31 protein-coding genes are annotated in these 25552 nt (G+C 33.5%); 19 read left to right on the top strand and 12 right to left on the bottom strand.

Annotated elements, in window-relative coordinates; translation table 11 throughout:
• Positions 1 to 3 precede the first annotated feature (3 nt).
• Together DPQ89_RS02680 and DPQ89_RS02675 are read left to right on the top strand one after the other, a co-directional pair.
• Complete coding sequence (locus DPQ89_RS02680) at positions 4 to 1197, top strand: tail fiber domain-containing protein (RefSeq protein ID WP_127714909.1); 1194 nt, start codon at positions 4 to 6, stop codon at positions 1195 to 1197.
• 5 nt (positions 1198 to 1202) lie between these two features.
• On the top strand, positions 1203 to 1565 hold the full coding sequence (locus tag DPQ89_RS02675) for a hypothetical protein (protein ID WP_127714907.1): 363 nt from the start codon (positions 1203 to 1205) through the stop codon (positions 1563 to 1565).
• Here DPQ89_RS02675 and DPQ89_RS02670 read toward each other — a convergent pair.
• Genes DPQ89_RS02670 through DPQ89_RS02645 form a run of 6 tightly spaced genes read right to left on the bottom strand, consistent with a single transcriptional unit; the run spans position 1562 to position 6767 of the window.
• A complete protein-coding gene (locus tag DPQ89_RS02670; RefSeq protein ID WP_127714905.1) occupies positions 1562 to 2098 on the bottom strand; it encodes a hypothetical protein in 537 nt (178 codons plus the stop codon). The two genes, DPQ89_RS02675 and DPQ89_RS02670, sit on opposite strands and share 4 nt — an antisense overlap.
• The gene (locus tag DPQ89_RS02665; RefSeq protein WP_127714903.1) at positions 2043 to 3188 is read right to left on the bottom strand and encodes a hypothetical protein; all 1146 of its coding nucleotides are present in this window, start codon (positions 3186 to 3188) and stop codon (positions 2043 to 2045) included. The genes DPQ89_RS02670 and DPQ89_RS02665 overlap by 56 nt, the downstream gene beginning before the upstream one ends.
• Positions 3166 to 4299 carry a radical SAM protein gene (locus tag DPQ89_RS02660; protein ID WP_127714901.1) on the bottom strand — a complete coding sequence of 378 codons (1134 nt, stop codon included), beginning with the start codon at positions 4297 to 4299 and terminating at the stop codon, positions 3166 to 3168. Before DPQ89_RS02660 ends, DPQ89_RS02665 begins: the two co-directional genes overlap by 23 nt.
• Entirely contained in the window at positions 4289 to 5401 is a 1113-nt protein-coding gene (locus DPQ89_RS02655) for a hypothetical protein (RefSeq protein WP_127714899.1), read from the bottom strand. The genes DPQ89_RS02660 and DPQ89_RS02655 overlap by 11 nt, the downstream gene beginning before the upstream one ends.
• A 2-nt stretch (positions 5402 to 5403) precedes the next feature.
• The gene (locus tag DPQ89_RS02650; RefSeq protein WP_127714897.1) at positions 5404 to 6159 is read right to left on the bottom strand and encodes a hypothetical protein; all 756 of its coding nucleotides are present in this window, start codon (positions 6157 to 6159) and stop codon (positions 5404 to 5406) included.
• The gene (locus DPQ89_RS02645; RefSeq protein WP_127714895.1) at positions 6159 to 6767 is read right to left on the bottom strand and encodes a hypothetical protein; all 609 of its coding nucleotides are present in this window, start codon (positions 6765 to 6767) and stop codon (positions 6159 to 6161) included. Before DPQ89_RS02645 ends, DPQ89_RS02650 begins: the two co-directional genes overlap by 1 nt.
• Before the next feature lie 71 nt (positions 6768 to 6838).
• Between DPQ89_RS02645 and DPQ89_RS02640 the strand changes: the two genes are divergently transcribed.
• Together DPQ89_RS02640 and DPQ89_RS02635 are read left to right on the top strand one after the other, a co-directional pair.
• Positions 6839 to 7849 (top strand): radical SAM protein, encoded by a 1011-nt coding sequence (locus DPQ89_RS02640; protein WP_127714893.1) that lies wholly within the window; start codon positions 6839 to 6841, stop codon positions 7847 to 7849.
• Positions 7846 to 8772: a radical SAM protein gene (locus DPQ89_RS02635; protein ID WP_127714891.1), complete on the top strand. Its 927-nt coding sequence runs from the start codon at positions 7846 to 7848 to the stop codon at positions 8770 to 8772. Before DPQ89_RS02640 ends, DPQ89_RS02635 begins: the two co-directional genes overlap by 4 nt.
• On the opposite strand, the gene DPQ89_RS02630 is transcribed toward DPQ89_RS02635, so the two are convergent.
• Genes DPQ89_RS02630 through DPQ89_RS02620 form a run of 3 tightly spaced genes read right to left on the bottom strand, consistent with a single transcriptional unit; the run spans position 8764 to position 10809 of the window.
• The gene (locus DPQ89_RS02630; protein WP_127714889.1) at positions 8764 to 9318 is read right to left on the bottom strand and encodes a hypothetical protein; all 555 of its coding nucleotides are present in this window, start codon (positions 9316 to 9318) and stop codon (positions 8764 to 8766) included. The two genes, DPQ89_RS02635 and DPQ89_RS02630, sit on opposite strands and share 9 nt — an antisense overlap.
• Complete coding sequence (locus DPQ89_RS02625) at positions 9284 to 9739, bottom strand: hypothetical protein (RefSeq protein ID WP_127714887.1); 456 nt, start codon at positions 9737 to 9739, stop codon at positions 9284 to 9286. The genes DPQ89_RS02630 and DPQ89_RS02625 overlap by 35 nt, the downstream gene beginning before the upstream one ends.
• On the bottom strand, positions 9736 to 10809 hold the full coding sequence (locus tag DPQ89_RS02620) for a 4Fe-4S cluster-binding domain-containing protein (protein ID WP_127714885.1): 1074 nt from the start codon (positions 10807 to 10809) through the stop codon (positions 9736 to 9738). The genes DPQ89_RS02625 and DPQ89_RS02620 overlap by 4 nt, the downstream gene beginning before the upstream one ends.
• A gap of 111 nt (positions 10810 to 10920) precedes the next feature.
• Here DPQ89_RS02620 and DPQ89_RS02615 point away from each other — a divergent pair, with 111 nt between their 5' ends.
• The 5 genes from DPQ89_RS02615 to DPQ89_RS02595 are packed head-to-tail and all read left to right on the top strand — an operon-like array spanning position 10921 to position 14173.
• On the top strand, positions 10921 to 11511 hold the full coding sequence (locus tag DPQ89_RS02615; RefSeq protein WP_127714883.1) for a 2OG-Fe(II) oxygenase: 591 nt from the start codon (positions 10921 to 10923) through the stop codon (positions 11509 to 11511).
• Positions 11511 to 12089: a 2OG-Fe(II) oxygenase gene (locus tag DPQ89_RS02610; RefSeq protein ID WP_127714881.1), complete on the top strand. Its 579-nt coding sequence runs from the start codon at positions 11511 to 11513 to the stop codon at positions 12087 to 12089. Before DPQ89_RS02615 ends, DPQ89_RS02610 begins: the two co-directional genes overlap by 1 nt.
• Positions 12089 to 12679, top strand: a complete 591-nt coding sequence (locus DPQ89_RS02605) for a 2OG-Fe(II) oxygenase (RefSeq protein ID WP_127714879.1) — start codon at positions 12089 to 12091, stop codon at positions 12677 to 12679. Before DPQ89_RS02610 ends, DPQ89_RS02605 begins: the two co-directional genes overlap by 1 nt.
• 17 nt (positions 12680 to 12696) lie before the next feature.
• The gene (locus tag DPQ89_RS02600) at positions 12697 to 13206 is read left to right on the top strand and encodes a hypothetical protein (protein ID WP_127714877.1); all 510 of its coding nucleotides are present in this window, start codon (positions 12697 to 12699) and stop codon (positions 13204 to 13206) included.
• On the top strand, positions 13199 to 14173 hold the full coding sequence (locus tag DPQ89_RS02595; RefSeq protein ID WP_127714875.1) for a hypothetical protein: 975 nt from the start codon (positions 13199 to 13201) through the stop codon (positions 14171 to 14173). Before DPQ89_RS02600 ends, DPQ89_RS02595 begins: the two co-directional genes overlap by 8 nt.
• Here DPQ89_RS02595 and DPQ89_RS02590 read toward each other — a convergent pair.
• The gene (locus DPQ89_RS02590; RefSeq protein WP_127714873.1) at positions 14162 to 14668 is read right to left on the bottom strand and encodes a hypothetical protein; all 507 of its coding nucleotides are present in this window, start codon (positions 14666 to 14668) and stop codon (positions 14162 to 14164) included. The genes DPQ89_RS02595 and DPQ89_RS02590 overlap by 12 nt on opposite strands.
• 34 nt (positions 14669 to 14702) lie before the next feature.
• Between DPQ89_RS02590 and DPQ89_RS02585 the strand changes: the two genes are divergently transcribed.
• The 4 genes from DPQ89_RS02585 to DPQ89_RS02570 all read left to right on the top strand — a co-directional run bounded on the left by DPQ89_RS02585 (position 14703) and on the right by DPQ89_RS02570 (position 18706).
• Positions 14703 to 15638 carry a hypothetical protein gene (locus DPQ89_RS02585; RefSeq protein ID WP_127714871.1) on the top strand — a complete coding sequence of 312 codons (936 nt, stop codon included), beginning with the start codon at positions 14703 to 14705 and terminating at the stop codon, positions 15636 to 15638.
• A gap of 132 nt (positions 15639 to 15770) precedes the next feature.
• On the top strand, positions 15771 to 17528 hold the full coding sequence (locus tag DPQ89_RS02580; protein ID WP_127714869.1) for a hypothetical protein: 1758 nt from the start codon (positions 15771 to 15773) through the stop codon (positions 17526 to 17528).
• Positions 17529 to 17537: 9 nt separating this feature from the next.
• Positions 17538 to 17939 (top strand): hypothetical protein, encoded by a 402-nt coding sequence (locus DPQ89_RS02575; RefSeq protein WP_127714867.1) that lies wholly within the window; start codon positions 17538 to 17540, stop codon positions 17937 to 17939.
• Positions 17940 to 18007: 68 nt separating this feature from the next.
• Positions 18008 to 18706, top strand: coding sequence for a winged helix-turn-helix domain-containing protein (locus DPQ89_RS02570; RefSeq protein WP_127714865.1), 699 nt, complete (start codon positions 18008 to 18010; stop codon positions 18704 to 18706).
• Here the strand turns inward: DPQ89_RS02570 and DPQ89_RS02565 are convergent.
• Complete coding sequence (locus tag DPQ89_RS02565; RefSeq protein WP_127714863.1) at positions 18696 to 19520, bottom strand: endonuclease/exonuclease/phosphatase family protein; 825 nt, start codon at positions 19518 to 19520, stop codon at positions 18696 to 18698. The two genes, DPQ89_RS02570 and DPQ89_RS02565, sit on opposite strands and share 11 nt — an antisense overlap.
• A gap of 195 nt (positions 19521 to 19715) precedes the next feature.
• On the opposite strand from DPQ89_RS02565, the gene rlmN reads away from it, so the two are divergent.
• The gene (rlmN, locus tag DPQ89_RS02560) at positions 19716 to 20783 is read left to right on the top strand and encodes a 23S rRNA (adenine(2503)-C(2))-methyltransferase RlmN (RefSeq protein ID WP_164848226.1); all 1068 of its coding nucleotides are present in this window, start codon (positions 19716 to 19718) and stop codon (positions 20781 to 20783) included.
• On the opposite strand, the gene DPQ89_RS02555 is transcribed toward rlmN, so the two are convergent.
• On the bottom strand, positions 20784 to 21092 hold the full coding sequence (locus DPQ89_RS02555; RefSeq protein WP_127714859.1) for a hypothetical protein: 309 nt from the start codon (positions 21090 to 21092) through the stop codon (positions 20784 to 20786).
• A 140-nt stretch (positions 21093 to 21232) separates the two neighbouring features.
• On the opposite strand from DPQ89_RS02555, the gene sppA reads away from it, so the two are divergent.
• Genes sppA through DPQ89_RS02530 form a run of 5 tightly spaced genes read left to right on the top strand, consistent with a single transcriptional unit; the run spans position 21233 to position 25536 of the window.
• The gene (gene sppA / locus DPQ89_RS02550) at positions 21233 to 22171 is read left to right on the top strand and encodes a signal peptide peptidase SppA (RefSeq protein WP_127714857.1); all 939 of its coding nucleotides are present in this window, start codon (positions 21233 to 21235) and stop codon (positions 22169 to 22171) included.
• A gap of 9 nt (positions 22172 to 22180) precedes the next feature.
• Positions 22181 to 23410: a hypothetical protein gene (locus DPQ89_RS02545; RefSeq protein WP_127714855.1), complete on the top strand. Its 1230-nt coding sequence runs from the start codon at positions 22181 to 22183 to the stop codon at positions 23408 to 23410.
• The gene (locus DPQ89_RS02540) at positions 23410 to 23829 is read left to right on the top strand and encodes a hypothetical protein (protein WP_127714853.1); all 420 of its coding nucleotides are present in this window, start codon (positions 23410 to 23412) and stop codon (positions 23827 to 23829) included. The genes DPQ89_RS02545 and DPQ89_RS02540 overlap by 1 nt, the downstream gene beginning before the upstream one ends.
• Complete coding sequence (locus DPQ89_RS02535) at positions 23829 to 24698, top strand: hypothetical protein (RefSeq protein WP_127714851.1); 870 nt, start codon at positions 23829 to 23831, stop codon at positions 24696 to 24698. The genes DPQ89_RS02540 and DPQ89_RS02535 overlap by 1 nt, the downstream gene beginning before the upstream one ends.
• Positions 24691 to 25536, top strand: a complete 846-nt coding sequence (locus DPQ89_RS02530) for a hypothetical protein (protein WP_127714850.1) — start codon at positions 24691 to 24693, stop codon at positions 25534 to 25536. Before DPQ89_RS02535 ends, DPQ89_RS02530 begins: the two co-directional genes overlap by 8 nt.
• Positions 25537 to 25552: the final 16 nt, after the last annotated feature.

Below are 25552 nucleotides of genomic sequence, written 5' to 3'. Positions count from 1 at the left end.
CTTATGAATAATAAAGGTTTTTCTCTTGCAGAAGTTGTTGTTGCCGCAGGCTTGCTAGGAGTCGTTTCTCTTGGCGTAATGAGGCTTGTAGATAATATGATGAAGTCTCAAAAAACATTTGAAACTCAATCTGAAGTTACCTTGGTCACCAATGGAATAGCTCAAACGTTAACAAATGAAAAGGCTTGTGAGAATACATTTACAGGAATTAATCTTGCTGCAAATACTAGTGTAGGTAGTATTCAAAATTCAAATGCAGCTGATGTCTTTGTTGTGGGATCTCAGTATGGTAATAGAAAAGTTATTCTTACAGGTTTAGATGTTGAAAATATATCTTTGGCCAGTGATGGAACTTCGAAGGTGGGTACTTTTGATTTAGTTATAGGTATCCAGAAAACAAGCAATGTTGCACAGGGAGCGCAAAACCTTAGAAAAGTAGTAACTCTTTCTGTCGTTACAGATTTGGCCGATAACTTTGTTGGTTGTTTTAATAGTGCAGCGGGCGCTACAAAGAACTCTTGTGAAAATATTGGAGGGACATTCAATTCTGCCTCTCAGAGTTGCGACCTTGTTCCATACCCTGGCATTGCCGCAATTCCTAATGATGCAGCTGCTCAGCAACAAGCAGTATCGCAAAGATATATTGATGGCCTGATCACTGATTTAGATGCTCGTTATTTATTTAAAGGAACGGAGAGTCTAGCCGCATCTCCTACAGTTAATACAACGGTTATAGGTGATAGTGCTACGACAGATAATATTACATTGAATGCTCGAATGACAGTATCGGGTAATTCAACATTTACAGGAACAGCACTTTTTAATGAGCATATTACAGTTGCTAATGGAAAGTACATTGCAATGCAGTCTGATAAGAGACTAAAGAGAAATATTCATCCATTAGAAAATGTACTTAAAGATTTAGAGAAGTTGAGCGGAGTACGTTTTAAATGGAAGGCAGATGATAGAAGAGATATTGGCGTATTGGCCCAGGATTTAGAGAAGGTATATCCTAGTCTTGTTGTTAAAAATAGAACGAGTGGCGTTCTTCTTGTAAAATATCCTCAATTAACGGCAGTTGCTATCCAAGCTGTTAAAGAGCTTCATGAAGAGAATAAAATTTTACGTAAGAGGGTGGATGAGATGCAGCAGGCTATATGTGAGATTTCACCAAACTCTAAAATTTGCATAAAGTAGAGATTATGAAAGAAGAAGAAAAGCTAGAAAGACGTGGGTTCTTATCGATTATTTCAGCTATGTTCGTTACAACATTTGTTCCAAAGTCTTCGTATGGGAAAGGGACAGAGGTTGTTGCGGCAAAAGATATAAAGAAAAAAGGGGCAATTGTTCTTCCCGTAGAGCCTGTGCCGTTTGTATCTATAGTTGAAATAGAAGCAGGAAGATTATCAAGGCTTTTTAGTAATCGTATTATTGATCCTGGAAATGAGAGGATCAACTCCAAGCAGGGGCAGATCAAAATGAAGGAATTATTTTCTCACTTAACTGGTGAAAAAATTTATCTTCAATACACCGGTCCAGATATGGGATGGATTTCTCTTAGTTAAATTGAATCAAGACTTTGAGAGACAGTTAAATGTTCTCCATTTTTGGCGTTACAATTCACACTTATAATTATTGTACGAATATGTGAATCTGATTTTAATGTAGATACTCCGTGGCGAAACCGTAAATCATTTGTCTTCATAAAACAAATATCACCATTACTAGGCCGAAAGCGTTTTGTCTGTGATGGTACTTTCTCGTAAAGGAAGTCTCTTCCTGAAAAATCAGAGTCTTCTGTTACCCAGATGAGTACCTGATAATCTGCTGCAATCAAATGGGTGTGTAGATCATTTGAGTCATTTTGTTTAAAATCTTCAAAGACTATTTGTAAATTATTTATAGGAACAAAGAAAGATTCTAGTATTCTATGAATATGGCCTAAGAGTACTTCATCATCTGGAGATGAATGTAGGGCAAGTTTTTTAAACTCCGTAGTCGACTCAAAGGTTTTAAACACGAAGCCTTCTTCTTGAATTTGTTTATACAGGTCTCTGTTCATTCTTTTCTTTAAAGAGAGTTTTGTAAAAGCACTCATCTAACTCTTTTTTAGAGCTGAAGTGTTTACTGTCTGACATAAGAAAACAGCTTAACGGACACTGTTCAAAGTAAGAGCAGGAGAGACATTCTTTTTTTGAAATAAAATTAAATATCATCGAGCTGTTAGACTCATTAATTATTTTAGTCGAGAAGTTTTCATCACTGTAATCGAGATGTCTACAATTAGTAATTGTACCATCAGGTAATATTGTGATTTTACTTAAGCTTGCACATGTTAACTTTGTAGGAGCATTAATATTTTGTGTCCAGGCCTTTAGCTTTCTAATATTTGGAAATGTCTTAATGAGCATTCGAAATGCATTCAATAGATCCCAATCACTTGGCATAAGTGATTCGGCATTAGTTGTGGGCATATAGTAGTCAAAGTCAATTGTGAACCCTTCATCAACGAGTAGCTGTAGATATTCATACTGATTATTAAGTAGTTTGTTGATAGTGGGCTTTGTCAGTACGAAGGTTATTTCGGATAGATAATTTTTAAAATAGGTAATATTTGAATGAAATTTTGTATTTATCTCTCCTTTTAAGGGACGACCGCTTGGGTCCCAGGAGGTAGTAAGTATAAAATTAGTACCATTTTCAGCTAGTGAATTTAAGAAAACTTCGAGTTTTGATTTTGTTGTTTCAAGTTGAAAATTCATATTTGTTAAGAAAACAAATAGAAGTTTTTTCTCTGGTAGGTTCGTATCACAATAATCTTTAATGATAGTTATAAAATCAAAATATTGAGAGTAGTAATCATTACTATCTTCAAAGAGTTCTCCACCAAGAAGATGAACTTGAATCGTATCTCGAAGTGAGTCTTTTTGATCCTTAAGGTAGTTTAGTACTGTCTGGGCCTTACTGACAATTGTTGTAATACCAGTAGGGTCATAACTATCCTGCCAACAGAACCTACAGTGAAGTTCACAAAGCTGAAAGAATGAAACTTCAATTTCTGTATACTGAGGTGCCTTTTCTTTTAAGATGCTATTCAAAACTTCTTCTTGTTGTAAAAAGTCTTTTTTAGCATGGAGAAAAGATTCTATCGTCTTAGGGCCATTTTTATTGATAAGTAACTTTTTCATTTTCTCTACTTAAGTGATCTATTTCCTTTTGCATAATTAGTAAGTCTTCATCATTAGACATCTCTTTAAGTTCTCCAATAATGGACTTCATATTGGTACAGTGTTCTTCGACCATATTAGAATCTTTTAAATCTTTGATATGCTTACGACAACCGTTGCAAACTTGGAACATTTCGCATCCAAAACACTCTTGTTTAAGGTATTGGTTTTTTGGATTCATCTGCATTGGAAGGTGAAACTTCTCGCCCTTTATAACCTCTTTATCAAAATCAATTTCATTTTCTGGATCAAGGTCATCATTAAGTGGACCACAAGTGAAGTATCTCCCATCTGGATTTAGAGATCTCATCCAGTGGTCACAATTTCTAGAAAGTGGGCAAGCGACTTCAACTCCTACGAGCTTATCAATTATAGATAAGGTTGTTTGCTCATATTCTACAAGACCTAGCTTCCAAATCTTAATAAAAATTTTATATAGCTTAGAAAGAGGATATGGTTCACCAGAAAGACCCGATTTATTTGCATAGACTAGTCTACATTGCATACCCATATCTTTGGCCAAGTATACATGGTCGATAGCGAGGTGTTCATTTTCTTTGTTCACAACGGCTAGAAAGCATAGTTCTTTATGTGGAATATACTTTTTAAATTTCTTAACGACTAGACGAAACATATACTCTGTAAAAACTAGATCTTTTGTTATCTTTCTACCTTCTCCATATTGAAAAGAGGTTCCTACTTCAACTCTTGGATGGGCCAAAATCGCGGTCCATTTTTCAGGCTTTTTATAGAAATCCCACAAGTTTGTCGTCATAGAAATGAGAGCAGGATAGTTATGTTCTTCGAGATGATTAATGAGTTCTAAATAATATTTAGGAGACATCATTAAAGGATCTCCTCCAACAACAAAAATTCTATCTGTTTCAGGAAATCTCTCTAAGAACTCATAAATTCTTTTTAACTCTAGTCGTTCTTTTTTGTCTTCAACCAATTCGGTTGAGCTGCAAAAGTCACAAGAAAAGTTACAGGCCTCTGTAGGCTTAACAATTAAAGACATTTTCTTTTGAGAATCAGTTTGTTCAAAGTCTCTATGATACATATTAAATTTCAAATTCCATGTTAAGCTGATTTAGTAGAGAATCATTATTACCAGCATTCTTCAATGATAGAATAGATTGCACGAGAAAAATATTTAATTCATTATCTTGTACTGAACTTTTAAGAATTTCATAAGGGCTTATTTGTTCAATTTCGACAGCGATAAGCTCTAGTGGTTTTGGGTGTTTGCCATTTTCTAAGTATCCAGAAATACAAGGATTGTCAGTCTTGTCAGAAATTAACATATCGATTTCAATTAGAGTGTTTAATTGATTAATATGTTGTTCAAGCTTCATAAAGCTATCAAAGGATTTTTCATCTTCTTGGTCAAAAGAGTTATCGAGTAAGAAGTTTAATTTCTTATTTTGACTTAGTTGTTCGTATATTGATGAGCTGCTTGTGAATTTAAAGCTTAAAGAATGATCAGTCTTAGCTAATGTGTAAAGCTTTCTAATACAGGTTCTTTTAAGACCTAGAAACTCTTTCATAAATGCAATTTTATAAAGCCTAGCAAATGCTAGTGCCATATTTGAAGTTAAGTATGATTCCTTATTTAAAATATATTGTATAAGTTGAACTTCATTAGACACTCTTAATTTAATAGGCATAGGTATTTCAAAAGAAGAGTATAGTTCAAAAAGTCCTCTGAATTCTTCTAGTGATTTTTTCCAGTATAGTGGCAAAATTTCTTGAACGGGAATATGCCTACTATCATTATCAATATCTAGATAAACTTTACGTCTATTAGGTAGTAGTCTTTGATAGTCAGAATAGCTTTGAAATATATGATAAAGAGTTTCACAGTTTGCTTTTGGAAATATTCCTTTAAACCATTTTATAAAAAATTCGCAAAAGGACTTCTCATCTGCATAAATATACACTTTTTCATTTTTAGATATAAGTGAATCAAAGAATTCCGAAAAACTTTGTTCAGATAAGAGTTGTGTAATATTTTTAGAATAATGAATTCTATTTTTTTGAAAAAAGTGGTTCTGAATATCAACTAGGCCACGATCAATAATTTGAACGTATTGGTCGGCTACATTTTCTGCATTGTCAGGACCTATAGAACTTTCTGCGTAAGTTAAGTAAACCTTATCAGCTAAGCAAATCATTCTTAGATGTAGCTTTCAAGTAAGCTCAGTTCCTCTTTTTCACTACTATTGTTAAGAAGTAAGTGAGAAAAAGACATTAAGAAGGATTTCTCTTTTAGACCTAAGAAAATATCAAAGACAGTTTTCTTGTCATATTGTAGCCTTTCAACCTGTGCTTTATAGTATCTTAGTTGTTTGGTTTCAGGAGGCATTACGTTGTCATATTGAGCTATGAAGGTCTCTGTAAAGTCTGGAATACTGAATAAATTGATAAGGTTGATTCCTACAATTTCAGGATCATCAATTACTTGTATTTCTCCATCTTCACATGCTTGAGTAAAGATTTCTTCTTTAAAATCTTTATTGAAGGCCGCAACAAAAACGGGAGCGGAATTTATAAATAACGCAGCCTGAAGCATTAGCTCTTTGTTATTTTGTAAAAACTCTTCAGACTCTTCTTCAGATAGCCAAGATCTTGATTGATCCACAGGGGCCCTAAGTGCTTTTAATAGAAGTAGGGCCGTTGTATGCAAAAGGGTGTCACACTTTATTGTTTGTCTAAAATTAAGGAAGTACTTTAAAACTTCAAACTTCTCTTCTTTAGGTGTTTGGTCGATATCTGCAAGTGAGCAATTGATTTGCATATTAGCAATATATGTAACAAATGCTTCACCTTTTAAAGTGGAATTCTTTAAATCGATATTATAATGAAGATCACTATTAAGAAATATCTCTTGGATCTCTTCCGTAGACATTGGTATAGTTTTTAAATTTTCCATTATCTTCTTCCTCTCGATCCATGATTCGAGTGACTACAATGATTAGAGTGACAATAATTTACAGAGTAAGTATGTTTAACATTATTAATACAATAATCACGCCATATATTTGAACAAGAGTTAATAAAATTGTTTAGGTTCTCTGCTGTAATAACTTGACCAGTTGCAATATTATTAGCACTGGCCGCTGTATCTACTGCGTTGAGAACATTTGATGTAGTTGAGCCTCTATCTGTTTGTAAATATGCGATCAGCGTCATAGGAGATTGTGCATTTCCAACTCCGGTATTTCTAATCTTAATTTTTTGAACTTTGGCGTAATAGTTCATATATGTTCTAACTAGGCTTATAACAGCAGAAGCTGTTGTTCCTGAAAGTGACGATGAACTTGGGCCAGGCAGTGATGATTTTGAAAAAACGTCATTTCCTGTAGCGTTAGCAAGTGTGTAGTCTGACGGAACGTTTGTACATAATGATCCAAAGTCTGTCGCGGTCCAAAGAACTTCAGATGAATCGGTCATTGCATTACGTAGAGGTTGCTGTAGTTTGTAAACGATATCTTGAGATAGAATCGTTTTATTTCTTAATTCGCCAAGAAAATTCGTCATAATCCGCCTATAGATGTAGTATTTATGTAATTTTATGTAAACTCTAAACCTATGTCAATGGATGACGTTTGATGGATCTCATTATTAAACCTACTCAAAGGTGTAATTTTTCGTGTAGCTTTTGCTCCTCGACAGAGATTGCTAACTCTAACTCTGTAAATGATGACCTGGATGTTTCTAAGGTTATAGAGTTCTTAGATAGGTTCCCCCAAACAAATAGTATAATTGTTAATGGTGGAGATCCATTGGTTGTCGACCCCAGCTTTTACTTTAAAATAATAGCAGAAATTAGATCAAGGGGACTAAGTACTGTTCTACATCTTTGTACCAATTTGTGGGACTATTATCAACGACCAAGTAAGTGGAGGGAGTTGTTTCATTGTGAAGAGGTAGAGGTTGGAACATCATTTGATTTTAGCGAAAGATATATAACAAAAGATAGACAATTAGATGTTGATACCTTCTTAAAAATATTGACTTCATTTAAGGAAGACTTTGGATATACTCCTTCTTTTGTTTCGGTCATTACAAAAGAGAATTCGTGGAGAGTTCTTGACCTTGTGAGACTTGCTAAGAGTTTGGGTGTTGAATGCAAGTTGAATTACCTTCATGCTTCGGGACGCTCTAAAGAGATTTTTACTATAGGCGATATGTATAACTCTTATCTCGATATTTATGCAGAAGACTTGCATCTATTTGAATCTAATACCAAGCAAATGTTAAAGAAGCTGAAAACTTCTGAACACACAAACTGTCCTTCTAATCGAAATTGCGATGAGGGGATACGAAATTTGCAACCGATGAAAAATGGTTATGAGTATAGTTCTTGTGGAGCCTTTGGTGATGATCTTGAATATGGGATAGATTTTGAAAGAGAAATGGCTGGAGAGTTCTTTAGACCATTGCAAGGTGATATTGAATTACAATATATGAAAGAAGAGTGCTTATCTTGCGTGAACTTTAATATTTGCAATGGATGCTTTAAGACTGTTAAAGATACAAAAAAAGCGAACTTAGTAGATCATAGTTGTAAAAGTATGATGAGGTTTCGTGAAAGAGTAATAGAAATGGGGTTGATGTGAGTTTTTTAAATCTGTCCATTAATCCGCTTTATCAATGTAACTTTCGTTGTGACTTTTGTTATCTTACTAAGAGTCAATTATCTGATCCATTGACTCTTCCTTTAACTAAGCTGCGGCAGTTAATTAAGGAACTGAAGGATTCAAACCATAGTGTAGATCATGTTGATCTCTATGGCGGTGAAATATCTCTTTTATCTAATGAATATTTAGAAGAGTTGGATGAAATTTTGTATGAAGCTTTCGACCCCAGTATAAATATAGTAACAAATCTCTATCAAGTACATCCATTCTTTTTAAAAGAACATGTCTCTTTATCAGTTAGTTTTGATTTTGAAGCCAGAGAGTCTTCTGAAAAAGTTCTACAAAATATAATAACAACTAATAAAGAAATTTCTATTCTTATGCTTGCTTCGTCTAAATTGTTGAAGATGGATGTTAGTAAAATGATTTCGACATTTAATTCAATTGGTAATGTAGTAAGTGTCGAGATTAAGCCATATTCCACCAATCAAGCGAACTCTTTCGAGGTTAGTTTTAAAGACTTTGAGGAGTTTGTGAAAAAGTGGATTGAATCAGATATCGTTAAGAATTTTGAGTTTGTAAATGAAAGAGAAATTGAAAACTCACTTAGTAAGAAAAGAAATGCTTTTTCAGATGATCATCTCTATATAACTCCAAATGGAAAATTTGCTGTTCTAGAGTTTGACGAAAAAGAAGATGAATATTTTTTAGAGTTGGATAGATTAGATGATTATAAGAAATGGGAGCGACTAGAACATGCTAGAGTTCAGAGGAACGAAATTTGTTCTAAGTGCGAATATTTGGGGAATTGTTTAACAGAGCATTATAGGAAGGTTGAGAGTTTAGACCTGTCATGTAATGGCTTTTTTCATCTTCTAGATTGGTATAAAAATTTAAAATAGATCCTCTTGGGTGATTCCTCCTGGTATGTCGTAGTTAATTGGTTCCAATATTCCAAAGCTGAGTAAGCATGAAGGCCCTTTTGGTACTGCTTTATGGAAAGTTCCTTTTGGAATAGTAAGTCTGTCACTTTTCTTTAAAGTAACCACTTTTTCTCGTTCATTTTCTTTTATAAAAAAATCCTTTTCTCCATAGATCATTTCTATTTCTACATCTCGATCGTCGATATGGTATTGGAAAGAACTTCTTCCTTCTGGTGGCACAAGGTACATGTGAACATCTACATTGGAGGATAGTTCAGAACATCTCATTCTAATTTTTGGTGTAAAGTTCTCTAGATTTTTTACTATAATAGTTTCTCCTGCAAGAAAAGACTTTCTAATAAAGGTAGAGTACTCAATATAGGATTCAAACTTTATATTTGCATCATAGGTTCTAGTTGTAGGGTCAATAGTGTAAAAGCTATTTAATGAAAAGAGATGACTACTTTTAAAAATTTTTTCAATATCATCACTACTTAGTAGGGGCGAACATTCTAGTGTCTTCATGTAAGAGAAATTCCTTATCAAAGTATTCACAGGTTTTATTGAAATTCTCGGAAGCTTTGTTTAGGTTCTCGAATAGATCCCAATCAAACTCTGAAAGAATTCTATCGTAGGTGGATTTGGCCTTATTATAAGGTATGAAATATGGGTCATTTTCATATAGAAGCCGCTCATCATTTAAAGAATCATAGAAGTCTTCTTTAAAGTGTTTTTCTAGAAGTTTAGCGTATATTATGGCCACACAGAACGATTTCCCTGGGTAGTATAATTCTTTTGTTTGTATTTGAGGGTATTGTAACGCCCTTTTTACAATACTGTCTTCATCATGTTCTTCTATTATTATTTCTTTAGAGAGATCGTCTCCTAAGTCCATATCTTTAAAGATTTGATGAAATATTTTATGTCTAATATGCCATTCTTTCATAGCAATCTCTGGTAATCGTTTATGTTATTATTTCTTTTCATTTCTTTCATAATAAGTTTTGGAGCTGCACAAATCTTATCTTGCCATGGAAGTTTGTAGCAATCACTGTTGCAAATTTCTCTAATATCACATTGTTCGCAAATTGGGTTTCGTATTTTTTCCTTACAGATTGCATTTAACCTGTTTGATGAAGAGAGGGGGGTGGAAATAGGTTCATTAATATATCCCCATGTGACTTCCTTTGCAGAGTTTGGACATCCGGATAAGTCTCCAGCTGCACCAATTGTTATTAGGCTTAATTCACAGTTTCGACATCTGTTAGCAGTATGAGTTTTAGAAATATAGGATGTCGCAAGCTCTCCAAGAAATAAGTTGTTGATTCTTTTTTCATATTGATTCTCTAAGGTCTGAATAAACATTTTATGGAGCCATCGATCAAGATGCAGATTCAAAGGTCGGATAGAATTATTTGTAATAGCGCTTCCATCTTCCGTAATTCTTTCAAATAAAATATTTTGAAAACCTAGGTCAATAGCGTATTCAATGAGTTGTCTTGGCTCAAAATGATCGATTAGATATTTAGATAGGCAGATAGATAATGTTAAGTTATGTCCATTTTCTATTAAGGTTCTAACATTATTTTCCCAAAGTTTTAAAACCTTAGTCTTGCTCTTGAAGTCAACTAGTCCAAAGCGCAGATCTGCATCCCAAGAGGTACCTATTCCATATTGCTTAAAATGATTATTGAAAAAAGTGAGTTTTTCTTCGCTTAGTTCGTAGGCCAGATTTGTTTGGATTCCAATACTGTTTAATTGTGGGATGGATTGAAGCTGGTCAATAAAACAATTTAGCTCACTAATTGGAGCTAACATTGGTTCTCCTCCATGTAAGACAACTCTAAAGTTCAATACATTGAAGGTTTTTACAATTTTTTGAATATAATTAGATGTATTTTCAGCATTAAATACTGAAGGATCGCCATTGCGTCCCGATGTGAAGCAGTGTTTGCAGTTCAAGTTACAGTTTTCAGCTGTACGTACGTAGAATTGTAAATTATCTCTTGTAATCATTTTTCGCCTTACTTAATCCTACTAATAAGGCGAGTCCTTTGTAAAACGATGTTGCGCTGTGTTGAGTGGTTTTTAATTTCGATAGTAAACCAATAGGTGTAAGATTTTGGCATGAGTTTTATTCAAGAATATGAAAATATTTTATCTCCAAAGAATTGTGAATCTATTATAGAGAATTATCTCAAAGAAAGTCATATTGATACAAAGCGATCAGATGCAAATCTTCATGGAATAGTTAAAGAATGGAGTATTCCACAGGAGAGGCATTGGAGTGACTTATTTCTAGATTTAAACGAAAAGTGTAGGCCAATAGTTGAGAGTTATTTATCATATTCAACATTACTAAACTGTGAGTCTTATTATTTAAAGCATATTTCCATAATGGAGCATCAAGAGAATTTTAATATTCCGTATCATTACGATGCCGAAATCTCTTACATGAATGATAAGGAGTATATTCGAAACTTCGCTATTTTAATTTATCTTAATGATAACTTTGAAAGTGGTGAACTTATTTTTCCTATTCAGAAGACATCTATAAAGCCAAAAGTAGGGTTAGGGTTAATCTTTCCTACATCGTTCATGTTTCCGCATTTAACAAATCCAGCGATTGGGGCCAATAGATATGTATTAAGAATGGCCTATTATTTCAAGAAGGACAGTATAATTAATAGTACTAAGACGTCTAAGGATTATTTCTAATGAGTTATAGCGCTGTCGTTGAATGGAAAGATTTTCTCTCTCGTGAACAATGTCAAAGAATTCTAGACAAGAGAAGAAAATATTCAACAGTTAATAATAGATTAACTGATTATTTAGTTTACTCTGACGAACTCTCTTCCAATTTAGATTGGGCCGAAGAGTTTGAATTACTAGAACAAAGAATTAAACCATCATTAAAAGAATACTCAGATAGATTCCTGGGACAATTACCTTTAGAATCTATATCTATTTCTCATATTGGTTTTTTGAATGATGAGTTTGGAGAGTTTACAGAGCTACACTATGATTGGGAACTGGTAAAAGTAAAGAATCGAGATATTATTATTAAGCCTTTTGTTATTCTTGTTTATTTAACAGCTGTAGAAGAAGGAGGAGAATTACTTTTTCCCGTGCAGAATGTTAAGGTTTCTCCTGAGCTTGGGAAGGCCGTTATTTTTCCTTGTAATTTTTCTTATCCACATACCTCTATGCCAGTTATAAAAGGTAGCAAGCATGTTTGCCGTATCACAATGAAAATTGATTTCGATGCATATCAAGTAGATGAATTGGAGATATAGTGGATTATATAATGCAATTTCCTAATATTTTCTCTGCTACAGAATGCTTAGATATAATTAAGATTAGGAATATGTATTCTGAAAACTATTCTGATCTTGTGTTTTGGAGAGATAAAGTAGGACAGTGCGAACTTGAAAAACTCTGCGTTGATCTTGAGCTCAAGCTAAAGCCTCTAGTTGAAGAATATTTTAACAACTTTGGAAGCTTGCTTACTATAAGTGATGTATCTCTTTTAGGGATTGGTATCATTAAGCAGCCCACTGGAGCATATGACGACCTTCACTTTGATACACAGGTAATTGTAGGTGAAGAAGCGATAAAGCAAAGACCTTTTGTTTGCTTGTTATATTTAAACGATAAAGAGTTCGAAGGTGGACAGCTTTGTTTTCCTATTCAAAAAGTAGTAATTGCTCCAGAGATTGGAAAAGTTGTGATTTTTCCCGCCAGTTATCATTTTCCACACCAAGTCGTAGGAATTTCAGGGGGTGATAGATATTTTTTGAGAATGAATTTTATGTTTAAAGAATCATTGTTGGATAAAGATGTAGATGAGTGGGATATTGAGACAGATGGAGTGATGAAATTTTGATTTCTTATAATAGTATATTGCTTGATAAATTCTGCTTTGTTCAAAAGAAGCTACCTAGCGCCTTAGAAGATAAAATTTGGTCTCTCGAATTTAAAGACTTTGGTGTTTGTGATGGTGAGTTACGCTATAGGATAAGAGATGTAGAAGACAGCTTAAGACTTGAGTTGATCGACTTTTTTAAGACATGTACAGAGGATGAATATTTAATTCAAACTTTAAACGACTTTCATTTTGATATTAATAAAATGATTCAGGGGGAGTGGATTGAGATGCATAATGAAGTTTCTCAGTTTTGTCCATTTGAAGTAATTCTTTGGTTGAGCAAGAGTGAGGATTTTGTTGGAAGAGACTTTTTAATCCAACGTCACTTAGGAAGACAGAAGGTTCGTCCAACTAATGGACTTGTTTGCTTTCTTGATACTACGGACCCTGATGTATTTCACGGGGTAGATAAGCTTATTAGTGATCATCAAATTATTTCTATCACAGGTGGCCTTGGAAGAAAGGAAGATTTTAGAAATGATTAAAGAAATAAATAACTATTTTAGATATCGAAAAGGTAAGTTTAACAATTTTAATACTTTCAAAGAAACAGGGCTTTATGAGTTCTATGGAAATATTTTTGGTCCTTTAGTTTATACTGAAAACAGCTCTCATCTCTTTATTGGTGTTGATAGCAATGGTTACTTTTATGATGAAACGTATTACCCTGTAGATGGAATTGATAGGGTTGGAGTTGTTATCCCTAAAATGTTCTTAGAGATGGAGTTGAAGCCTGTTACGCCCTCTATTGAATGGAAGTCAGTTGCAGAGAAAGGTTACTGTGTTTTGAATAATATTCAAGTCGATGATACTCTCTCTTTGCAAGCCCTTAATGAAGCTTTTATACCTCATGGTATTAATAAAGAACTTAATATGTCTAAATCTATTTATCATGCTTACTTTGCAACGTTAGCTGATTACGATAGGCCCGAGTTACATAGAGGTCCTGACTATATGAAAGAGATTACCAGGCAATGTGTTTCTCAGATCCCTCAAGGGAATTTTCATATTAATGCTCATCAACTACAAACTTCAGATATTGTTAAATATATTTATGATAAGGACGACTTAGAAAGTACACACGGTCCCTACAGTTTTCATATGGACTATTTTTCAAGACTTCATTACATGTTCTTCATTTACTTTGCTAAAGAAAAACCTATTGAGGGGAGGGAACTACTTGTTGGTAAACGAGAAGATTTTTTAGATTTTAGTAAGGAGGCACTGGATATGTCTCCAGCTGAGCAACCCAGTATTCCAAATCCTTTTGAAAGTGTTTCTGATGATAGAGTTTCTAGTATAGACAAGATTCAAATTGCTGACTCAATGGTAATACTAATGAATACTCTTAACCCTATGTTTGTTCATAAAGTTGAAAAATTGCGTAAGAAAAATGAAATAGTACTTCTTACAAATTATCTTTGGAGTCCTAGTTGGCCTTCAATTGATTAGACTTTCAATTGGAATATCTTTGAAGAGAGTAGGGGGATTTTGAGCAAAAATATCTTGATTACCTTCAACCTTTTTTATGAGACTCGAAAATCCTATAGATCTAATTGAAGTCTTCGATTGAAGAGACGTTACACCGTGTATAAAGTGAGGATCATTAGGCTTCATGATACAGAAGTATCCAAGTTTCGGAGTTGTTGTATTTAAACTCTTTTGAGTCCCGAAAATAAATTTTCTACCTTCGAAATTATCTTCTGGAATCCAAGCAACAACTTGAAAGGTTCCTGGGATTACATGATAATGGGGTTTTATCTGTTGCTTATATTCTATTGTGTCGATATCATAAAATAAGCTTTCACCGCTAATGGAAATGATCTCCTCAATATAAGACTTCAGTCGTGATATAGAAGAGCTTAAGTCGTGAAAGTCGATAATAGAGGGGTCATATTGTTTAAATATGAAGCCTTCTCTATCTAATTGTTCAAGAATATTATTCATATGTTAAGTATGGGTCAGAGTTAATCTAAAATCTATGGAAAAAATACTAAAAACTTTTTTTGATAATGCACAGGTAGAGATTTCAAAAAATATTCGTTTTGAAGATACAGACCTTTATGATTATTTATTAAAGTTCTACGGTGCTGCCCCTATATTTAGTGAAAATGGATTTATAAAAGTTGTAGAGACAAAGGACTCTTATATTCTTAGTGAGAATATATTCTATGATAATTACCCAAGCGAAGATTGCAGATTTATATCGATTGAAGGATTACAGATTAATTCCTCATTAATTCAAAACTGTGATATTGGCCTAAATTTATCTCGTAATGGGTTTGCCATAGTTCCTGTAAAGAATGAGGCGCTCTTGGCCAGTTTAAAGATGATGAGCTCTCTCAAGTACACAGAAGCTGAACATATCGTGTCTAATGAACCATTTGGTACAATTAAGTTTAATGATGAAATATGGAAAAAAGCAATATTTACTCCTTCTCAAATACTTGAAAAAATATTCTACGATGGGATCTTAGATGCTTTTAATCAAACAATTTCTTTTAGCGATATATTAAAGTCGTTGGATATTTTTGATTTAAATATTTTGGAGTGGAGAAGAGGACTCAGTATGGATGCACATAATGGAGTCGATTATAAGAGTTTTGTAAATATGATTTCGTATAATACAGAAAAATGCTCAAAGAGTAGAACTCTCAAGATGGGGCATTTTGAATGGGAAGAAATAACAAAAGAGGCGATTAAGAGCTCTAATTATGAAAATCTCATGTCTATAGATTCAAGTAATGTTGTTCTAGCAGAACATGAGGTTGAAACAATGAGTTTTGTATTGGTTAATTCATTTAATCCTCGATTTTTTCATCAAGTTAGCGAGTTTAACTCAGATGGAAGCTTATATGTTTGCACTGCTAACAAAAGTTTTAAGTCAATTACCGAGAAGTTTCACTTTAAATGGTAGTCGTTTATTTAAAGATATCTAAGAAAGTCTAACAATGGCCTTTAATTAGCATTCCTCGAGCATTTTGATTCAAAAGATGCTTTACATCATTTCAAACAAATTGATACAATTTTAAGGGCTTAAGGAAATTTCATGGAAGAATTTAGATCAGAGAAGAGGTATTCAGTGAGTCTAACGACGCCCGTAGTAAGGGATGCTGACGCAGTATTTCCAGGAGAGAATTGGTTTTTATATTGGAAAACTTCATCTTCCCTATGGAAAACTAAATTAGAAGAATTTAGCGCAAGCGGAAAAATTTTAATTCCAATAAACTGGTCATTTCATTCTGATACAGGTGACTCATACGACTTCGCCGATACTAAACCTGAAACAGACTTAAAGAAATTATTTTCAATATCTCAAGAAATTGGAAAAGAGATTATATTCTTAGTTCCTTTGACTCCTGTTCCTTTTCTTGCAAATGGTGGAGTTCCACACTTATTGGCCAGATCTATTTCCCTAAATAGTGAAGGGATGGCCTATGGGCTTATCGATAGTGAAGATAATATTCATAAACTTTTTTCTTTTTATGATTCTCGTGTTTTCCAAGCTTACTCTAAATTTTGTACAGTACTAGGAAGATATATTTCAGAACAAGGAATCACTAGTGATGTCTATGGTTATAGATGCGGAAGATTAGAAGGGAAAGAATTCATAAGCTACCTTGATGATCACTCTCAGACATTTGAACAGGCCTTTAGCAGATTTCTTCAAGCACGTTCTACAAATAATACTGAAGAATTCTCTGGAATTGAATCAATAGAAGAAGAGAAGTTGGTTAAAGAAGAGTTTCAGCAGACAATTTCTTCATTATATGAGCAATCATTAAGCTCTGGAGTTTCATCGAACTGGGAAGGAGTATTAGACTTCTCTTTTCTAGGAGGCTCTTCAAGAGATTTATTAAATAGAATGAGTGCAAATGATCATACTAGTGACTACTCTCATGATCTTTCTGAGATAATGAGAAGAGGCTTTACTCCATCTTCAATTCTACTTCCTCAAAGGAAAAAGAAAGGAGTTTTAGGGAGACAGCTTCAAGAGATGGGAGAAACTTGTATTCAAGAAAAGTTGAATGAGGGAGAGGTTTATTCATCCGGTAGTGTTCAATTTGGAATCTTAAATATTTTTAATATTTTTTCATCTATGGATGATAAGAACTATTGGGATGACTTGGGCTTAATAAAGCAGCTTGATGAAGAGTACTATAATTGTTTTGCATATAAGAGCTTAACTTCTTTTAAGTGGAGTTACTTGGAATCAAGTGAACTTAATTATTACTTTGTTAGGGGAGAGGAGTTAGACGACAGTGACTTTCGAACCATCTTAAAAATATTTATGAATGGGGGAAAGGTCATACTTGATAATACGGGGCTAAGTGATCCGTTATCTCGTAGACTAGAGTCTTTTCTGTTAGAGAATAACTTGGAAGTGGAGAAAGTGAACTTTCTTACAGAGGTTACTTATACTCAACTGGGCGAAGGAAAGCTCGTTATCTTTAATGGTGAAAAGCTCTTAAAGAGATCTTTACAGGATAGGGTTAAATTCTGGTCTAAGTTAGTAAGCACATTCGAAATTCAACATATTGATGTTGAAAGTGATGATATTGTTGAGTACTTTTGGAGAACTCGTGCTTCTGGTGCCAGCGAGCTTAACTATGAAGAGATTAGAAGAATTAGTATTTATAATCCAACAAGCTATAAAAAGAAGTTTAAACTAAAATTTGAAAAGAACTTTGCTCTTTTAAAAATTATAGATGAAGTAAATGCAAATATTACAACAATTCAGCATGAAATTAATGGAGACTTGTTACCAGATGGTTCCGTCTCTATTGATTTTGGTGTTTTCTCATAGGATTTGATTATGGATAAGTTAATAGCCATTTATAAACATAGAACCGAGTTTAATAGCAAAGATAGATCTGCTGCAGGCTTCTATTTGATAAATGTTATTTCATCCTCTGGACCTTTGAAAAAGGATTTCTTAGATAAAATATACGCAGACTTTTTTCTAACTAGAGAGAATGAGGATGAGTTTGGTCCATTTGAGAGCTTAGAAGATTTGAGTAAGTTTGGTTTTGCTATTTGTGATGAGTTAAAGCTTCCATATATATCACTTCATTCACTTGAAGAGTTTAATGGATTAATTGAGGACTCTTCAAACTTGACTGAATTACTTGAGGGATTAAATTGCCGGGGTAATATACTCGAGAATTTAGCAGTGACTCAAAAAAAGTCTTTCTTTGAGAGGGTTTTGAAGCTTTAGTAATTCTTTTCAGAAATTTTCTTTAAGCTAGTCTTTAGTTTTTTTAGATTCTTGGTAGAATTTTTAATATGAAAACTAAAGTATTTTATTATAATCAGAATACAGGAAGCGGAAGAAAGTTTTTAAGCTCCCTTGAAGAACAATTCCAAATAGTATTTTTTGATAGTACTGTTCAGCTTTTAAAATCTATAAAAAAAACAAAGAAGCTTGCCTTAGTTATCATAGATAACTCAAACCTTGCTAATAAAGAGTATTTTGAATTATTAAAAGACCTAGAAATAGAGCTTAATAGATCTCAAGTTGGATTATGTACACTCTCTAATCGTGAGTGTTCTAAAGTTAGAATTGAAAGTTTCTATTATGGAATTGATGACTATATTTCTTTGGGCTTGAGTGATGAAGAAGTTTCTGTACGTTTAATAAATAAAACAAAGAGATTCCAGCCTCTAAAGGTGAGTGATTTACGCTTAGCAGACTTATTTCTAAGCTTTGAGTCTCAGAGTGTATTTTTAAATAGTGATAAGCTATCATTGACGCCGATAGAGTTTAAAATACTGTCTATTTTAATGAAGTACCCAGAGAAACTTCACTCTAAAGAGTTTATTGCAGACTTTCTTTGGGAAGATGAAGCTCAAGTTAAAGTTCACTCTTTAGATACCCATATATATAATTTAAGAAGGAAAATTTCTAAATCTAAGTATATGGTAAAAGCAGCAAAGGGTAGAGGCATCTCATTTATTGAAAAAGTTATCAGGACTAATCTTTAAGTTTTAGTTTTGCACTAATGGCCTTATGGTCAGAGCCATCAAGTTCATCGTGAACTTTTGAGGAAAGAATCTCAAGGTCTTTTACAAAAATAAAGTCTAATATCCATCCAAACATCTTTTTACGGGTATCATTTTTAAAAGTTACTTCACTAAAGCCCATTTTTTGAGTTAGTTCACGTAGGAAGCTCTGTTTTTCGTATGTCCATGTATTAAAGTCACCAGCAAAAATAACGGGACCGTCATGCTTTTTAATTATCTTTGCGGCATCTTTTAGCTGTGAGTGTAGGGCAAACGATGTAACAAAATTGATTGCATGTATATTAACAACTAATAAGTCCTTATTACTCCCTTTAAGTGAATACTTTGTAAAAAGTGTAAGTTTAGGAGTGCCTATAATTGGTTCAAGCTTAGAACTTCTTAAGAATTTTTTCCAATGAGCAAGTGACCTTGAACCTGTTGCAATACCTGTTGAAAACCCTGTCTTCTTATATTTAAAAGAGGTTGCACTGGTGTATTGAATACCGTGCTTACCCTCAAATATATCTACTACTTCAGGTTTAGTTAAAACCTCTTGTATTAGAAATAGATCAAAGTTAGGAAGTTGGGAGTTATATTGCTCTTCCCATTGATAGTAGTCGGCCTTGTAGATATTCCAAACAAAAACATCAATTTCATCTTTATCTAAAAACTTTGACTCGCTTTTACCATATTGGCTAAGCACTTCATTGTCCTTTGGTACGTAAATTCCTGGCCATGAGAAACTACTGGCAGTCGATCCAAAGATAATAATTGAAAATATAAGAGTCTTAATCATTCGTAGTGCCTTTCAACAACGTCTCTTTAATCATTTTCACTTTTTTGCTGCATTTTGTAAACTTATGAACCTTTAAGACTTCTAAGTATCTGAAAATAAGAAGGGTCATCATTGTAAACTTTGCCTCGATACTTGTATAAGTTACTAGAAACATATATATCTGGCTCTTAAGATAACCATATTTGGAGCTTCATTTTGAATGCACAGAAGAAATCACTCTATTCGCTCACTATTGATGAGCTGAGAACATATTTAAAGGATAGTGGACTGGCCAAGTTTGCTGCGGACCAAGTCTATAATTGGATATTTAAAAAGTATCAATTCGATATGGACAAATGGACCAATGTATCTTCAAAGGTTAAAGAAAATCTTTTAGAGAATTTTGATACTTCTTTACCAAAAATTGTTTGGAATGGCCTAAGTTCGGATGGAACTAGAAAATTCTTAGTTGGCATGAGTGATTCAAATACAGTGGAAGCCGTGGCAATTCCTGCCAAGAATAATCGCCTTACTCTTTGTGTATCATCTCAAATAGGATGTGCTATTGGTTGTACATTTTGTCACACGGGAACGATGGGCCTTACTAGACATCTTACTACTGGTGAAATTGTAGGCCAGTATACGGCCGTGACTAAGTGGCTTAGAGATAATGTTGATGAAGAAGCTAGATTAACCAATATAGTATATATGGGACAGGGTGAGCCTCTACATAATTTTGAAAATGTTAAGCAAGCGACTAAAGTTTTCATGCAGGATCAGGGAATAGGACTAGGTCAAAGAAAAATAACTCTCTCTACCTCTGGCTTAGTTCCTCAGATTGAGAAGTTACAAGATTTTCCTCCTGTAAATGTCGCAATTTCTTTACATGCTGCTCACAATAATATTCGTACTGAATTAATGCCAATCAATAAAGCATATGATTTAGAGAGACTCTTTGGTGCAATTAAGAAAATACCATTAAAGGCCCATCGTTATATCACCTATGAATATATTCTAATCTCAGAATTGAATGATAGACCTGAAGATATAGAGGGTCTGTGTGACCTTTTAGATAAGAAAGTTTCAAAAGTTAATCTAATACCTTTTAATGAATATCCAGAATCTAGATTTAAAAGACCAAGTGATAAGCAAATAGAATGGTTTCAAAATGAATTAATGAGAAGAGGCTATATCTGTACTACTCGTATAACAAAGGGTAACGATATCTTGGCAGCTTGTGGTCAACTAAAAAGTGAGCACGATAAATTAAATCTTTGGGACTAATTATTCTTCATTTGGATTAAATGGCCACGGTTCAATCCCTGGCTTTTTTCCTTTTGAAGACGGCTTTCTTTCTGAAGAAGGACTTCTTTCTTTAGAATCATCCTTCTTTATTTCTTCTTCTGAGGCCACATCTCTATCTGGATAAACATTTTCCTCTACTTTGTAATCATTTTCCCATTGTCCTTCTCGTATTGTCTGACCAGAATTGTCGGGATGCATGGAGAGTTTCAAATGAGGCGCTTTATAGTGCTGGGCCATTGTATTAAGGCTTAGAAAAAGAATAAAAGTACTTATTAGGGACCATCTCATATTGACTCCGTATGATATTTCTATAGCTATATCGACAATTTTTGTAAAAAACCTTAGAGAAACTTTTAGGTAAAGTTTACGTAACCTAATGTTTTTGGGAAGATATACCTAGAAAATAAAATAAATCTCGGAGTAATAAGTTGAAGACAAAAAATCGCGCAGTAATTGGAATTCTTTTAATGGTTTTTCTTTTTTTTATTATCATGATGGTTTTCGCTAGTTTTACTATGAAAGCATTTAATGATGAGTCAAAGGCGTTTGATATTAAGAATAAAAAGGCCCAGATTGCAGTAATAGAAGTTGAAGGTGTTATTATGGATGCCAAGAAAACTGTAGAGCTATTATTTAAGGCGGAAGAAGATAAGACTGTTAAAGCTATTATTATGAGGATTAATTCTCCAGGTGGAGCAGTTGGTCCTACTCAAGAAATATATGAAGAAATGAGAAGAATAGATAGTGGATGGAACCCAGAAGATGAAAAATCTAAAGGAAAGCCTGTTTACGCAAGTTTTGGGGCGATTGCAGCAAGTGGAGGCTATTATCTAGGTGCCGGTGCTAGAAGGATTTATGCTTCAGCAGGAACTTTGACTGGATCTATCGGTGTTATCATGAACTTTACGGATCTTTCAAAATTATATGAATTTGCGAAAGTTAAGCCAAAACCAATGAAGGCGGGAAAATATAAAGATATTGGTTCTCCTACAAGGGATATGACCGCTGAAGAGAGCTCTTTAATGCAAGGAATGATTAACGGAGTACATAAACAGTTTATGAGAGATATTGAGCTGACAAGAAAGGACAAGTTACAAAAAGATATTGTTGAATTAGCGCAAGGACAAATATTCTCAGGCGAAGAGGCCTTAAAGCTAGGGCTTGTTGATGAGATGGGAAGTCTTTGGAAGGCTGGACGTGATATTCATAAAGAGCTTAAACTAGAAGGGGAGTTCTCTCTAAAATATATAAAGAAAAAGAAGAAGAGTAACTTCTGGGATATGATGGATAATTTAGACCAGGCCATTGCAAATATTAAAATGAATACAATGGTCACTAAAATGCCTCTATTAATTTTTGATCAATAGGAAATCAATTTGGAAATATATATAAACTGGATTCAAGAATACTTATTGGCGATAGTTGCTGTCGTCATAATGATTATTCTCTTCTTTCATTATCTAGTGGAAAAAGATACTGGAGTAAAACTTTCTAAAAGATATAGAAATTCAATTTATGAAGCTCAGTCCAAAGTCTTTCTAAATGCGACTCAGTATCTGATTTCAGGTAATAAAGATCTGGCAATTAAAGAATTTTTAAATGCTGTTGATATTAATAGAGAAACTATTGAAACTTACTTTGCTTTAGGTGGACTATTTAGGAGTAATGGTGAAATTGAAAAGGCGATAAGTATCCATCGCTCTCTTATAGCCAGAGAGAATATATCAGAATCACATAGATTGAGAGCACTAAAGGAGCTTGCTGTAGATTTTGATAAGGGTGGTTTTGTTGATAAGGCCGTAGAAACTTATAAAGACGTATTGAAAATAAATAGAGACCAATTTGAAGTTATTCAATCTCTTTGTAGAATTTATGAAGATATAGAAGACTGGGATCAGGCTTATCATTATAGAATAATGCTCTCTAAAGTTGGCCACAATAATCAAGCAGAGACAATCTCACATATACTTGTGCAAAAAGCGAAAACATTCTTTGAAAGAGGGGACTTTGCAAAAAGTAGAGAGGATCTAGAAGATGCATTTCGTTTTGCTCCTTCAGTTTCCGCGAAGATTCTTAGACTTAGAATTCAACTACACGATGGAGACCTGGAGCAGTCGAAGTTTTCTTTACTAGAGCTGCTTAAAGAGCATCCAATGTATGCATCTTTTATTTTTGAGTCACTAGAAGAAGGTTTTAAAGGTGAAATTGCAGATCAAGATGAGTATCAGGCTAGACTTTTAATGTTAAAGGATTACTTTCTCGAACTCGATGACGCTGATATGATGAGTTCTCCTTCAGTTATTCTTTCTAAAGTACGAGCACTTAAATCTAAAAATGAAATTGAAAAAGCTTACTCTATTATGACTCCTTGGGTGACAAGTCATCCACATACCTCACAAGCAATTTATAGTGAATATATAAAGTTATTAATTGATTTAAATAAGAGCGAGGAAGTAGTGAAGTTTACTAAAGACTTCTTAAATACTTTTCACCAATCTCTTACTAAGCATTATTGCAATGAATGTGGCTATAATTCGGATGAAATTTTTTGGAGATGTCCTCAATGCTACTCATGGGAAACAATTCAATTTCGATGGAAGGTCTAGTGAAGGTTAAAATACTTATAAGTTTATTATTTCTTTCATCCAGTATCTCCGCTCAAGACAAGGATGTCTTAGATAAGGTTATGTATGTAAAATCCTTATTTGCTCAAGTTCATAAGAATCCATCAAAGTATTCAAATTATATGACTACTGTTGAATGTGGACACCCTGTGAAAGTTTATAAAAAAGTCTCAAAAAAAGGTGACTCCGTAAGAATACTATTTAATAGAACATGGCACTTAGTTAAAGTAGGTGCTTATGATGGCTATATGAACGCTATACAATTAAGTTCAAAAAAAGGCGAGTGCTTTCAAGATAATTACCCTAAGTTCTACGATAGTGTCGATATCAGTATAAATGAAATGTTTTACTGGGGAAAACTTTATGATCAGTATGTAACTGGTAAATCGAGAGTTAGATAATGAAGCTCATAATAATATTTCTTACGCTATTAAATCTTTCGCTTGCTCAAGAACCTAAAAAGTCTAAAGAGGAATTAGAAAGCGAGCTTGTTGATTTTTCAAAAATTAAAGATGTTATAAAGAGTGATGGACTTGAGGCCCAAGCTAAGAAAAAGTCTCTTGAGGCATTAGCTAAGAAGAAAAAAAGACTTGAAAAGAATGTTTCTAGGTTTAACTATCCCACGGAGCATGATTTTTGGCCTTTCATGAGTGAGTATTGGATTGTTAAGAATGCACCAATTTTAAAATGGGATATGAAAAAGCCTGATTACGGATTGGAAGATTCATTTAAACGCTATCTAGAAGAACTTGGATACTATGAAGTTAAATTCAAAATTCTTCTTGTGGACTCACCAAATATTACTCACTTTTCTCTGCCTTATAGAAAGAATGAAATTCTATTTCTTCTATCAGTTCCATTTATTAGAACAATGGATTTGTCGAAACTAGAAATATCTACACTGCTACTTGAAGATTACTTACGAATCGAAAAAAGATATTTTCATGAAATGGTAACGACTAAGGAATTAACTAGTGTGTTAGGAACTAATTTTCATGGTAAAAAAGTCAATCCTCAAATAGTAAAAGATATATTAAAAAAGTATGATGACGTAATTTTTTCGACAGGTTTTAATTTTAAGCAACAATTTGCTGTTACTAAAGACATGGAAAGGGTTTTAAAGAATAATATGAAACTTTGGAATTCATATTTTTCTTTGCTTAGAAAGATCGACAAGCTTGTAAAAGAAAATGTTTTCTATGATAAGTATAACAAAATCTACCCTTCACCAGAGCTGCAAATTAACTGGTTAACACCTAATAATGATTAAGCAACGAGAGACTCAGAAGAATAAAGAAGTTTTGATTATGCATGTGGTTTATATGCTATCGTACTTCGCAATTTGTTGGGCAGTTTACTTATTAACTTCTTCTACTATAACATTCTTTCACTTGCAGCTAGACCATACTTTAACTGTTGTCCAAAATTGGAATCAAGACCAAGGGTGGGAGATTGCTTCCTTAGTTAAGATTATTTCTTTCTTTGTATTATTTAAATTTGTCTCAATAAGGTCAATTTCACGAAGACCCTTAAGAGACTTTTTTGTTAATAACTTTGTGATGCCTGACAAGAGGCTCTTTGCTCTTATTGCTTTTACACTTTTTTTTGTAGTTCTTTCTTTTCGTCCTGTCTTTGCAAATAAAGTTAGTTTTGAGTTTTCTAAGGTGTTTTCGTCATTTATTGGTTCATTTATTTATCTCGGATGCGACATCATCCTTCTCGCATTTATCCATAGAATTTATCCAATGAGTAAGAAAAAACGTATTATTGCGAGTCTGCTGTTTATTTCTTTAATGTTCTTATTAAATTCTAAAGTATTTATATATTCTGATTATGCTGAGTTTTCGCTTCTTCTCTATCACGCTATACTAATACGATTAACTTTTTGGAAGCGTCTAAATTGGAGTTATTCATTCACTTATTTGACTCTTTGTGTTTGTCCTATGATCTCTTTTTTAGGAATTGATTTTATTTGGGGAAATGATTATTCGTACTTTGTGGCCAACGACGTTTCTCACTTTGTTGTATATCTGACTTTATTCTTTGTCTCATTTTTGTATATTAATTTTTGCCAGTCTAAAATTCTTGATAAGTTCGCTAAGGCATAATCGTCTTTCGGTTGCA

The sequence above is a fragment of the Halobacteriovorax sp. HLS genome, assembly GCF_004006665.1.
In the GTDB taxonomy this organism is placed as follows: domain Bacteria; phylum Bdellovibrionota; class Bacteriovoracia; order Bacteriovoracales; family Bacteriovoracaceae; genus Halobacteriovorax.
The sequence above is the reverse complement of the archived record's forward strand: the minus strand, read 5'-3'. Positions and strand labels throughout refer to the sequence as shown.

Excerpts from the sequence above, each read along its gene's own strand:
- DPQ89_RS02680 (WP_127714909.1), top strand. The coding sequence starts at position 4 with ATGAATAATAAAGGTTTTTCTCTTGCAGAAGTTGTTGTTGCCGCAGGC.
- DPQ89_RS02675 (WP_127714907.1), top strand. The coding sequence starts at position 1,203 with ATGAAAGAAGAAGAAAAGCTAGAAAGACGTGGGTTCTTATCGATTATT.
- DPQ89_RS02670 (WP_127714905.1), bottom strand. The coding sequence starts at position 2,098 with ATGAGTGCTTTTACAAAACTCTCTTTAAAGAAAAGAATGAACAGAGAC.
- DPQ89_RS02665 (WP_127714903.1), bottom strand. The coding sequence starts at position 3,188 with ATGAAAAAGTTACTTATCAATAAAAATGGCCCTAAGACGATAGAATCT.
- DPQ89_RS02655 (WP_127714899.1), bottom strand. The coding sequence starts at position 5,401 with ATGATTTGCTTAGCTGATAAGGTTTACTTAACTTACGCAGAAAGTTCT.
- DPQ89_RS02650 (WP_127714897.1), bottom strand. The coding sequence starts at position 6,159 with ATGGAAAATTTAAAAACTATACCAATGTCTACGGAAGAGATCCAAGAG.
- DPQ89_RS02645 (WP_127714895.1), bottom strand. The coding sequence starts at position 6,767 with ATGACGAATTTTCTTGGCGAATTAAGAAATAAAACGATTCTATCTCAA.
- DPQ89_RS02640 (WP_127714893.1), top strand. The coding sequence starts at position 6,839 with ATGGATCTCATTATTAAACCTACTCAAAGGTGTAATTTTTCGTGTAGC.
- DPQ89_RS02630 (WP_127714889.1), bottom strand. The coding sequence starts at position 9,318 with ATGAAGACACTAGAATGTTCGCCCCTACTAAGTAGTGATGATATTGAA.
- DPQ89_RS02625 (WP_127714887.1), bottom strand. The coding sequence starts at position 9,739 with ATGAAAGAATGGCATATTAGACATAAAATATTTCATCAAATCTTTAAA.
- DPQ89_RS02620 (WP_127714885.1), bottom strand. The coding sequence starts at position 10,809 with ATGATTACAAGAGATAATTTACAATTCTACGTACGTACAGCTGAAAAC.
- DPQ89_RS02615 (WP_127714883.1), top strand. The coding sequence starts at position 10,921 with ATGAGTTTTATTCAAGAATATGAAAATATTTTATCTCCAAAGAATTGT.
- DPQ89_RS02610 (WP_127714881.1), top strand. The coding sequence starts at position 11,511 with ATGAGTTATAGCGCTGTCGTTGAATGGAAAGATTTTCTCTCTCGTGAA.
- DPQ89_RS02595 (WP_127714875.1), top strand. The coding sequence starts at position 13,199 with ATGATTAAAGAAATAAATAACTATTTTAGATATCGAAAAGGTAAGTTT.
- DPQ89_RS02590 (WP_127714873.1), bottom strand. The coding sequence starts at position 14,668 with ATGAATAATATTCTTGAACAATTAGATAGAGAAGGCTTCATATTTAAA.
- DPQ89_RS02585 (WP_127714871.1), top strand. The coding sequence starts at position 14,703 with ATGGAAAAAATACTAAAAACTTTTTTTGATAATGCACAGGTAGAGATT.
- DPQ89_RS02580 (WP_127714869.1), top strand. The coding sequence starts at position 15,771 with ATGGAAGAATTTAGATCAGAGAAGAGGTATTCAGTGAGTCTAACGACG.
- DPQ89_RS02575 (WP_127714867.1), top strand. The coding sequence starts at position 17,538 with ATGGATAAGTTAATAGCCATTTATAAACATAGAACCGAGTTTAATAGC.
- DPQ89_RS02570 (WP_127714865.1), top strand. The coding sequence starts at position 18,008 with ATGAAAACTAAAGTATTTTATTATAATCAGAATACAGGAAGCGGAAGA.
- DPQ89_RS02565 (WP_127714863.1), bottom strand. The coding sequence starts at position 19,520 with ATGATTAAGACTCTTATATTTTCAATTATTATCTTTGGATCGACTGCC.
- DPQ89_RS02555 (WP_127714859.1), bottom strand. The coding sequence starts at position 21,092 with ATGAGATGGTCCCTAATAAGTACTTTTATTCTTTTTCTAAGCCTTAAT.
- DPQ89_RS02535 (WP_127714851.1), top strand. The coding sequence starts at position 23,829 with ATGAAGCTCATAATAATATTTCTTACGCTATTAAATCTTTCGCTTGCT.
- DPQ89_RS02530 (WP_127714850.1), top strand. The coding sequence starts at position 24,691 with ATGATTAAGCAACGAGAGACTCAGAAGAATAAAGAAGTTTTGATTATG.